General features: G+C 65.2%; 6 protein-coding genes. 2 read left to right on the top strand and 4 right to left on the bottom strand.

Annotated elements, in window-relative coordinates; translation table 11 throughout:
- Positions 1 to 15: 15 nt before the first annotated feature.
- Genes AAFN86_RS26985 through AAFN86_RS27000 form a run of 4 tightly spaced genes read right to left on the bottom strand, consistent with a single transcriptional unit; the run spans position 16 to position 6,486 of the window.
- A complete protein-coding gene (locus tag AAFN86_RS26985; RefSeq protein ID WP_347546720.1) occupies positions 16 to 1,926 on the bottom strand; it encodes a caspase family protein in 1,911 nt (636 codons plus the stop codon).
- 26 nt (positions 1,927 to 1,952) lie between these two features.
- Entirely contained in the window at positions 1,953 to 3,869 is a 1,917-nt protein-coding gene (locus tag AAFN86_RS26990) for a C1 family peptidase (RefSeq protein WP_347546721.1), read from the bottom strand.
- Positions 3,866 to 5,113: a hypothetical protein gene (locus tag AAFN86_RS26995; protein WP_347546722.1), complete on the bottom strand. Its 1,248-nt coding sequence runs from the start codon at positions 5,111 to 5,113 to the stop codon at positions 3,866 to 3,868. Before AAFN86_RS26995 ends, AAFN86_RS26990 begins: the two co-directional genes overlap by 4 nt.
- Entirely contained in the window at positions 5,113 to 6,486 is a 1,374-nt protein-coding gene (locus tag AAFN86_RS27000; RefSeq protein ID WP_347546723.1) for an N-acetylmuramoyl-L-alanine amidase, read from the bottom strand. Before AAFN86_RS27000 ends, AAFN86_RS26995 begins: the two co-directional genes overlap by 1 nt.
- Positions 6,487 to 6,718: 232 nt before the next feature.
- On the opposite strand from AAFN86_RS27000, the gene AAFN86_RS27005 reads away from it, so the two are divergent.
- Together AAFN86_RS27005 and AAFN86_RS27010 are read left to right on the top strand one after the other, a co-directional pair.
- Positions 6,719 to 9,661: a hypothetical protein gene (locus AAFN86_RS27005; protein WP_347546724.1), complete on the top strand. Its 2,943-nt coding sequence runs from the start codon at positions 6,719 to 6,721 to the stop codon at positions 9,659 to 9,661.
- A complete protein-coding gene (locus tag AAFN86_RS27010; RefSeq protein WP_347546725.1) occupies positions 9,658 to 10,164 on the top strand; it encodes a hypothetical protein in 507 nt (168 codons plus the stop codon). The genes AAFN86_RS27005 and AAFN86_RS27010 overlap by 4 nt, the downstream gene beginning before the upstream one ends.
- The last annotated feature ends 601 nt before the right edge of the window (positions 10,165 to 10,765 follow it).

Raw genomic sequence — 10,765 nt, forward strand, 5'->3', positions numbered from 1 at the left:
CCCTCTATCCAGCCTTCAGATCTCGAAGGGCTGTTGGCCGTCGAACGCTGCGTCTTTGCGGCCGACAACCCAGTGATTCGGGGTCTGACTGCGGGGCATCCGCTTCACAATCTCTTTGTGGAAGGCCGCATAGTCGCCGCGGAAACCTTGCTCCAGAACCTGCAAGAGCCGGCTCGTGAAGAGCCCGTTGATATCGCCGTCACCCGAGGTCTGGTTGTCCATGCAGCCCGACAGCAGCCTGACGCTGCATCCCAGCGGATTGGCGGCCTGCCGGTCGCTTCGCGGGGCGAGGCCGCCGGCCTGGCCCGCGCTGGCGGCGAGGCCCCGGGCGATGCTGCGGTAGAGCGCCTGGTGAGTCACATTCACCTGCCGCCGCACGTCATCGGGCAATGTCCGAGCGCGTGGGCCGGCGTCGAGGCTCGCCGTCGCGTCGATGGTCACCAGCCCCGCCGCCGTCGCGCGGATGACGGAGCCGCTGTGGCAACTGTCCGACACGACAAGGACGCGGACGCCTTCGCGGAACCCCAGCCACTCGGCATAGAGCTCGTCATCGAGAAGCTCGCGGTCGAACAGGCACCAGGTCTCGTCCCTGCCATCGTCCAGCTCGTCGCCGCTGTAGTCCGGGACGCTCGAGCCGTGGCCGGCATAGGTGATCAGGAAGATGTCACCGGCGGACAGCTCCTTGGCCGCCTTTCGGATGGCCGTCTGCACGGCCTTCACGGTTCCCGCGTGGTCGAGCAGCACGCCCATGACGTCATAGCCGCTTTCCGTGGCGATCGAGGCCATCGCCTTTGCATCGTTGTGACAGCCATAGAGCGTCTGCGGCCCACCGTAATGCCCCGGATCCACGACGTTCAGCCCGATATGCAGCGAATAGCCCCGGTTGACCCGGGTCGGCACCTTGAGGCCCCTGCGCGGCTCGGGCGCGGCGGCCGATTCCTCGGCCGCCTTGCCGCGGCCGCGCTTGGCGGAAGGCGCCATCGTCACGCTGCGGGAGCGGCTCGCGGCCGTCTTGATGGCGGCGTCGAATTTCGCGGCGACCTTCTTGAACCCGGCAGGGTTGGGATGAAGCTCGTCCGTCCACTCATCGTCCGCGACGGTGTCGCGGTTGTCGAGGAAGACGACATGGGGATAGCGCGCGGCAAGCCGGCCTATCGCCAGCGTGAAGCGGTCGATGAGCTCCTTCACGATCGCGCGCTGGAACGCCGGGGCGGCGATCCCCAGCTCCAGCATCGGGTTGCCCAGCCACTTGCCCTTGGCAGGAATGGCGTAGTCATAGCCGTGGCAGATCGCCGTGACGCCCGGCGCCTCGCGCGCGATGCGCCTGAAGATCTGGTCGAACTGCTTCACCGCGCCGTCCACCAGCGCGTTGAAGGAGGACTTGACATGCTGCGCCGGCGACAGGCCCGCATCGAACGACCGCAGATGCACCTTGAGGTTGCCGCCGCCCAGCGCGTCATTGCCGCCGCCCGAGAGCAGCAGGATGCGCGCGCCGACACGTTGCGTCTCCTCGAGGTATTCGTCCTGCTCCAGCATCTGCGTCAGCGTGTCGCCCGCCGCGGCGAGATGCGAGATCGCATACCGGTCGTTCAGCGCCCCGATCACATCGAGCTTCGGGTAGGTGAACCAGGAATCGCCCTCGGCCACCAGGACCGGCCCATCATAGCCGCCGATCATCTTCAGTTCGAACTGCCCGCGCCGCATGATCCGCACGAGGGCATTGAACCCCGGCAGGGCGACCGCCGCACGCTGCCGCGCCTCGGCGGTGCCGCCCATGTCGATCAGCGCCGTGTCGTAGACCACCTTCAGCTGGAACGCGGCCGACTCGTCCGGCACGATCTTGAAGTACTGTGCGAACTCCTCGATCTTCGCGCCCGGGGCGTAGAGCCGCCGGATGAGTTCGTCCGCCTTGATCTTCTTGGTCATGAGCGAGTCCTCCGGGATTGCGGATACTATCGGCGTGCCTGCTTGATCGCGTCGCGCACATGCTCCGACGCGGCACAGTGCTCCAGGATGTCCAGGGAACCGAGATCGCCGCTCCGCCGGGCGGGCGGCGGAAGCAGGACGATCTGCGGGCACCCTTTCAGCGCGTCCTTGAATCCCGGTGCTCCGACGATCTCGGTGGGACCTTCCTCCAGGGCCTTCCGCACCAGGTCGGTCCACGACCCGCTGTAGGCGCCGACGCATAGTCGCTCGTCGAAATGGCGATCCGGCTTGAGGATCGCGGCACGCAGCCCGCGCGTCCTGGCCCAGTGTTCGAGGAAGGGGCCGATCGTCTCGTCGAAGTCCCGTTGCGTGTTCAGCGGCGCGACCAGCGTCAGGCTCGCGAGGACCGTGGCCAGGACGTCGTTCTCGGCGCGCCGCGCGGATTCGGTCCGCAACAGCTCCGCGAGCAGCAGGGAGCCGGTTCCTTCCGTCACGATGTGGAGGCGCTTGGATTGCGCCGCGCACAGCGCCGCGATCCCGGCGAGTGCATCCGCCGCGTCACCCCCTGGCTTGCCGGCGATCTGCGCCGCCCGCTTCACGTCGCGCCACAGGGCGCGTCCGACCGGCCTCACCGACAGCTCGATGCGCTTGTCGGCGTCCCGCCGGTTGCCCTTGGCGATCAGGAGCGCCTCGTTGAACAGGGGCGCCAGCGCTGTCGAGGCCCCACGCAACAGCGCGTTGGCCCAGACCAGCGAGATGCCGTGGATGCGCTCGCGCTTGTCGTCCGGAATGCTGCGCGCCGCGCGTGCCATGACGTCGTCGGTGGCACTCGTGTCGCCATGCAGTGTCAGGCGGATGTCGTCATACTTGCCGGCGCCGCCCGCCTCTCCCTCCGTCCCGAGATGCTCGAGCGTGGTCGTCAGGCTTTGCCGCGAACTCGGATAGGATCCGGTGTGGACATGGCGCCCGTCATCCAGGTGGATGTAGCGGCCGAGCACCACCTGGCGGCGGACCGAGGGCGCGCCCAGTGCGGGCTGGCCGGCGCCGAAGGCGGCAGCACCCTGCTGGTCCACGGTGTGGCGGAATGAATCCGGCGTCGGCACCGCAAGGCGCAGCGCCCAGGCGTCGAGGACGCAGCTGGCCCAGTCCTCGTATGTCCAGAGCGCGATGCCGGGGAGCCCGGCGCGGCCGGCGAAGGCGTATCCGCCCCATTCCTCGCCCCAGGAGTTGAGGACGAGGAAGCCGTCCCGTTCATAGCCCACGATGACGAGGGCGTGGCCGCCCTCGATCACCCGGCTTGTCGTGCACCGTCTGATCACGCCGCCTGCCGGCTTGTCCCATCCGTCGTGCAGCTCGGCGGAGACGTACAGCGCGCCTGCCTCGACCAGGGCCGCATGGTAGTCGTTGATGAAGGAGCGCACGCGGTAATACGCCCCGAGCGTCACGTTCCGTGCCTCGCGCATCGCCGCCACTGTCGCCACGTCGAATTGCGCCCGGTCATGCGACAGGGCCGTGGTTCTCCAGAGTTCCTCCGTACAGACACCCGTGTTGTAGAAACCCTTCAGCCCCGATCGCAGGCTATAGATCTCGCCTCTGCCCCCCTCCGCTGCGCTGCCTTCGATCTCCAGGGCCATGGCATGCAGCATCGGGCCGCTGGCGGGCAGGACCGTCCGCGCGGCCTCCGACGTGGTGCGGAGCTTGTGGAGTGTCTCGATCCGCTGGATGTCGATGAGGGCGGCCAGTGCCTCGCCGATACAGCTCGGCTTGCTCCCCTGATGGCGGATCTTCAGGATCCTGGGGACGCCGCTTTCCGGATCGACGGCCGCGCACAGGAACCTCGCCGGCAGCAGGCCGAGCGATGGCCGGTAGATGAGGTCGCGGAGATCGGCCACATCGGGGATGATGCGGCAGGTCGGCGGATCGGCGGCGCAAGCCTCGATCACGGCTCGGTCCGCCAGTGGAAGCTGCCGCGACGGTCCGAAAGTCGCCCGGATCGCACCACGTCCTTGATGCGCTGCGCGCGGCCATCCGAATCGGTCATGCTGGTTCCGCGGCGCAGTTCCAGATAGTGCGCGAGCGTCGCGCGCTCCTCAGCATCGGACCAGCCGGCGGGATCCGATTTGCCCGTGGCGGCGATGACCGCCGTGATGGCCGCCGCGATCGTCTGTGGCACGTGACCGGGACGGTTCACATGCTGGTCGAGAAGATGGGCGACGGCCTCCTCGGAGCTCATGAAATCCCCGATCGTCCGGCCGTCGAGGGCCGCGACTGCCGGTCCGTAGAAGACCGGAATGCGGTCGATCGCGACCCTGACATAGGCGCGCCGTACCGCGGCGTCATGGGCGGCGCGCCAGAACCGGTACGCCCACAGGTGGCCGCGCAGCGGGGCCTTCAGTGCTTCCGTGTCGAGCGTCCTGCCATGGAGAATGAAGTGGCCACGGCCGACTGCAAATGGCTTGGGCTTGGACACGGCAACATCGAGCCCGAGGCTGCCGAAGTATGTCGCGAAAGCCGCCGGCGCCCGCTCCTTGAGGACGGACAGCGCATAGGGCAGTTCGCCCGCGCCCGTGCCGGCCGCGACTGTCCATTGGTAGATGCTGCAGGAGAGGATCGAATTGTCCCAGGTGTTGATGGCCTCGATCTTCCCCTCATTGGCGGAGACCGCACGCATCACCCGCTGAACGCTCGGGGAAAGGTCAGGAAAGGCGTCTGGATCCTCGTCGAAGAAGGTATCGAGTCCGGTCCTGCCGTAGTTGACGAGCCCGAGCTTGTGGATTTTTCCGAAGACGATGCCGTTCGGTCCAAGCACCTTGCTGCCCACCACCTTTATGTCGCCTGGCCCGGCGTCAGGCGGCATGGCGGGCGCGCCGGAGGGTGTCCCCCTGCTCGCGCGACGCGCGGCCGGCGCGTGCCCCAGGCGGAAGCGGCGCCGCGAGAGGACGCCTTCCATGCCATTCGCAGCCACCTCGACCCAGTCGCCTTTGCCTGCCTTCACCGCAATCGGCGTCCCGCGCGGCAGCCGGGCGATCATCGCGCCACCCGGTGCAGCGCGCAGGATGGCGGTGCTGGCCGCAACGACGCCTTGGCCCGTGACACCCTGCGCCCGCAGGTGCGGCGACGCCTTGGCCTTCTGCCTTTTCGGGGGATCGTGTGCGACCGTGGAGCGGTCGGCCGGAGGCTTGGGCATCAGGGGCCCGACCAGTCGGCGACGCTGCCGCGCGTGTCGATATGGACGAAGTTCTGCTTCGGATACACGCCGATCCCGCCGGTGAAGCGCGGGTCCTCGGACCGGAGGCGCGCGGCGATGCGGCGCCAGATCTCGGGCGTTCCGGCCAGGCAGGTGAAGTCGATGGCGTTGAACTGGGAATGCAGGCTGTTCGGCTCGCCCTTGACGCAGGCGTTGTAGGCGGGACTCCGGTAACAGCTCGTGATGCGGATGCTCGCCCCCATCTCGGCCCGGATCCGGTCCAGCATCAATGCCGTATTGGCGATCCGCGGCCAGAGCTCGCGCGGGGGAAAGGCGTTGAGACCCTTGCAGGTGCCCGCATTGTTGCTGGCACCCAGTTCCAGAAACTCGTCCGGATGGAAGTGAGTCAGCCCGAGTTCGCCGATGAAGGCGACGAAATCATCCTTTTCCGTCCAGCCTAGCGCGGCAGGCGCGATCGCGAAACGGCCGCGGGCACCACGTACAAAGGCTCGGGGAAATGGATTGCGCGGTGGCGCGCTGCGTTCTCCGGCTTCGCCTGGAACAGCGCCGCGGGCACGCACGGTGGCGACCGAATCCAGGCTGAGAAACTGCTCGATGCGCGCGCTGCTCGTGGTCCCCGCCTCGCTCTCGATGGCATCGCCAAAGCTCGCGGCCTTGCCCCGTGACCGCGTTGCGGTGGCAAGATAGGCGGTCACGCCGTCAGCGATCGCCTTGGCGATGGCGTCGCGGTAACGCTCGTCGCGCAGACGCTCCTCCTCGTCCGCGCGGTCGAGGAAGCTGATTTCCGCGAGGCAGGCCGCAGTTTCAGGATCATGATCGGCGAGCTTCAGGACGCCGAGGGCCTGTGGCTTGATCCGCGTGGCGGCATCGAAGCTCTTGTTCCTGTCCCGCAGGCCTGTCACCGGCAGCAAGGCATCCTGCACGGCGAGGCTGAGCCGCGCCGACCTGGATGTGTGATTCAGCCCGACCAGCGTCTCGGTGCCCTGTGCATCATGGTTTGTCGAGCCGTTGAAGTGGATCGAGACGAAGGCGTCCGCCTTGCGGGTCTTGGCCACCTTGGCGCGATCGCGTAATCGCAGGTTCACGTCCGTCGTACGCGTTGCCGTCGCGTCATGTCCGGCCGCCGCAAGCAGGGCTTTAACCTTGAGCCCGATATCCAGGGTCAGGTTCTTTTCTAGCGTGCCTTGTGGCCCGACAGCGTTATTCCAGGTGGAGTCCCCTTGAATGGTGGCCGATCCGCCGTGCCCCGGATCGATGACAATAACAGCCATGTCGGTTCCCCCGGGCCACGACGCCAGCGTCTGAAAAGATCTTATTTCGAAGTTGTAGCAATAATCGCTTTTCCAGAGCATCGTCCAGTACGATTATTCAGTTGCCCGACAAAATGAGGCAATTCCGCTCCGGTCTCGAGGAGAACAGCCGTGATACGCCGCCACACCTGCTTCCCATACTCCAAGCTTGGCTACGACCAGTGTGCGTCGGAAATCAGATGGCCGTGCGGTTGGCCGGCGGGCACCGGAGCCACCAGAGCATCAACAGCAGTCGATGCGTCTCGGGTGTCGAGTACGTCGCGAGCTTCTTGTCATGATCGATGATGAAGAGCCGGGCATGACAAGCGATGATCTTCGTCGCGAAGCCTGGTTGCGCGTGGCGGATGCTGTCAGCAGCATCGTGGCGAGCCAAGAAGACATAGCCGCGGTCGAAGACCTCCTAGCTCAATCATCAGAGGCACGGCGGCGGCGCATTTCATCTTTGTCTGCCGGCGCTTGGGCGATCATAGCTCGGGCGGTCGGCAGAGCGGGCCCCCAACCGACAGCGGGCCTTTGGGCAGCGACTTTTGTCGCCGCAGTTCCCAATTCCTCCAGCGATCTCCATTTGGTCGGTGCCGCACTTGCCGCTTTCGCGCTGCTTTCCGAAGCTGACGCAACATCGGACGCTGCGGCGGCTCGATGCATCTCACACATGGTAGCTCCAACCGAGGCACAGGGCCGGTCTGATCTCGCATACGATCTTGTCGCGATCGCGCTTGAACTCGCCTCGGATGATCCGACCGAGCGTCTTGGTTTGGCCCAACGCGGGTTGGCGCTGGGGCAAGCGGCAGGCAAGGCACATCAAGCGGCCGCTTGTGCCACCGAGGCCGCCCTCTGCCTTGCACAACTTGCCGCGGTGGATCCCGGCCGGCGGCTGGCCGCCTTCGACGCCACCGACCTTGCTGTGGAGTGGATACTTGCCTCCGACATGCCGTTCCGCGAGATATTCGGCGATCGCTTGGCTACAGGTCTCCGGGAACCTGCCAATGCCGGCTTGCGCATTCTTGGCGATCTCATGATGCCCCATCTAAATCCGCAGGCGAAAGCCGAGGTAGAGGCGCAGCAGCGCGGCTATCCCTGGCCGCGTCGGGTCGAGGTTGCCCCTCGCGAGCGAATGCCGGAGTACGTCTTGGGCCAACTTGGGCCCATGACCTGCGATATCGAGGTCTATAGGCAGCGGCTCGCCCTGTTGCCGTCTGCTACACGCCGCAACCCCACGGCTGACTGGGTGGACTGGACGCTCGCTCATCCAGGCTATCTCCAGGCCGTCCCGCACAACCACTCATTCTTGCGCGAGAAGCATGCGCGCGGGAATCTTTTAGATCTAGCGCACGAGATCACGCATGTCATGACCCTACTCGGTGGTATTGGTGGAACCCTGACCGCACTGCGTGCCGCATTGCTGATCAGGCAGGCTGCACGATGGTCGGCTGCCGCGCGTGACATGGCGGAGGTTGATGAACTGATTCGGGTTGGCTCGGCGTTGCCGCCGCTCGATGCAGCGGAGCCACGAAACTTGCCGCTAGTGGAACTCTCGCTTGAACTGCTGTTGAAGTCGCAAGCGCTTCAGGATTCTTGGACGCCATGGTTTGAGGGGCTCGCGGTGTTTGGCGAAACCGCCGCCGACCCGGCACTTGATCCAATTGGAATCCACCCGGTGGCGGAAGCGCTGCGCGCCCTCGTGGACTATCGACATCCGGAGAGTTCTAACGACGCGGCGCGAGAGGCCAAGTTAAACGAACTTGCGACCGACTTCGAGACGCACGTTAGCGAAGCAATGCAAACGGCCGCGCCGTCGAGGCTTCGCCACCTGCTGGGCCAGCGCGACGTTCCCTATTTTGCCGGCTACCTTGCCGTGCGTGCTGTTGTGGCGTGCTGGCGCCGGACGATGGGTCAGCCGTTGGATGGTGCCAAGGCGTTCGGAGCCCTGCTTTACTTGACCCGGTATGCGGTAGAGGAGGCGATCCCTGACTTATCGCTCCACAGCGCGCGCTTCGCGCAGGAGGCCGAGTCGTCGATGAGCCAGTGGGCAGCTGCGATGGCGTCTCTGCCGGCTGAATCCCTCGCCCTGATCTTGCAGGGCCCATCGGCACCCAATGAGGCGGGCCCGCGTTTCTTATGGAGTGGCGGCAGGCCGCAAAGCGTGACGCCAGAGCAAGGCGAAGAAATCGCACTGCAGCGCCTCCGCCAACGAGTCATCGAGGCATTGAGAGGGTCGCGCGGGTCAGTCGACCTCGCTCGTCACGGCCCTCCAGGAACTCCTGCTCGCGAATTGGCAGAGGCGGCGATGCCAGACCTCGAAAAAGCAGACGAGGATACACAGTATGCGCGGACGATCGAGAACACGGTGCAAATGGCAACAGCCTGGCTGGGTCACGGGCAGCTACTCCCGATTGGACGCGCCGACGCGAGATTTTTTCTGCTGCTCGATTCCGACCCTTCCGCGAGTATCGCCCGCCTTACGCTTACCATCCGCACTGCGGAAATGAATGCTGACGGATCCGGCGCGAGCGTCAATGGCATCTCAATCCCGTTGCCTGCAGATGTTGCGCGCCGATTGGCGAAGGCTTTCGAAGCGCGGCGAACACCGACGATGGAGGTGGTGCGTGTCGTTGATCTTAGTCAGCGGTTCGTCGACAGCATGTGGCCAGTTCTGCTGCTGCGTTACGGCGACTGGGTGCACGTTGAGGGGCCAGCGGGCATGCTTCCGACTGAATTGGCTGAGAAGCCCGAGGCACGGCAGAACTTTGCCAATCAACTGCGGCAGCGTTTGTGGCCGGACGATCGCTACGGCTTAGATGCGGTCGGCCGCGGAGCGCTCCTGGCGAGGCAGGCGCTGGGATGGTTCGATGCTAGCAGCGGTTGGGCGCAGTCTGGGTCGCCTTTCGAGCCCTGGGCGTTCCATGTACGCGGGCTTGCGACATCCATTTTGGACGACTCCGTTCGAGCCTCTCGTCAGAAGCGAGCTGGGTGCGCGCTGCTCGCGGCGGTCGGATTGGATGCCTCGATCGAAACACGAGGCTTCAACGAACTTGTGCCCCCAGCGGATCGCGCTGAGACTGTCGCAGCGCTCTTCCGTTCTGCGCGGATGCCGATCTCCGACCCATGGCTGGACACCAACGCTCCGCGGCTTGCGTTACGCGGGTTCGATGTGTTTTCGTGGCAGAATGACATAGGCTGGGATGTACGGCCCCTTGGCGGGAGAGAGTCGTCATGAGCGTTCTAGTCCTCGGCACTCGGGCCGTGCTGCATCAAGCCGGGGTGGACGCTGCCGAGGCCGCAATCGACGTTGCCCGACTTCAACCTGGAACGCTGAACTCACCACTCCATGAGCAGGAAGGCCATTGGGTTCAGCGCTTATGGGACACCGCGTTGGGCGCGATCGAGGCAGCATGGGAGGGCGGTAGCGAGGCCGCTGGTGCGCTGATCAAGCGTTTCGAGGGAGAGATCGGCGAGCTGCGACAAGCCTTAGTTTCCGGTGCGCAGCGCGTCGTCGACGAAGTCGCAGAGCGCTTGGCCGGCTACGCCCGTGGTCTCACGTCACAGCTTCTCCGTCAGTTCCAGGACCAGCTATCGATCGGCGGCCGCGACTTCCGCGTGAACGGCCTGACCATCCAACAGAGATTTAAGATGACTGGTTCACTGAAGGCGTCCCTCAAAGAGATCTGCTCGTTGGTCAGTGAAGGCGAGCTCAGTATCTCGGCCACCTATGCTGTTTGACGGCTGCGGCGCCGCCAGCGGCCATGCTTGGCGAATCGGGTAACCGTTTGCTGGGTGCTCAGATCTCATCTGCCACCGCGGGAACCGGGTCTTATGGCTTAGCCGCCCAGAGAGAGTTGCGTTCTCGGTTCCCTTTGCTGCTCCATTCTTCTCTCTCACAACCTGTCTCTCCTGGTCAGGGCACCGCGCTGTCGCGCAGGTTTGGCCGGGGTTCGCGCGCGAACCTTGATGGTTAGCCGGCGCAACCAGCGCCGAATTTCGGCCGGAGAGAGCGGAGAGTCTCCGAACCTTGAGGGTGGGCTGATTTTACCCTCAAGCTTAAGCTATTGAATTTAGATTGTATTTTTGGCCCGCGTTTCCGAAATTCCGCAAAGCGATTGCCTCAGCATCTTATTCTTGCAGCAAACCGATGGTCGCATCGCAGCCAATCAGCGGGGGAGGGCAATTGGCTCGGGCTCGCCGAGGTCGCCGGCACCTAAGAGCCCATCCGGGAAGTTTGGATTCACATTGAGGGCGTTGCGGCGAGGCGCCGCAGCATGATGCGGATCATGGCCATGCGGACAAAGGCGGCAGCGATGCGGCAATGCCGCTCGAAATCGCG

This window comes from Roseomonas sp. CAU 1739, from assembly GCF_039839775.1.
Lineage (GTDB): Bacteria > Pseudomonadota > Alphaproteobacteria > Acetobacterales > Acetobacteraceae > Neoroseomonas.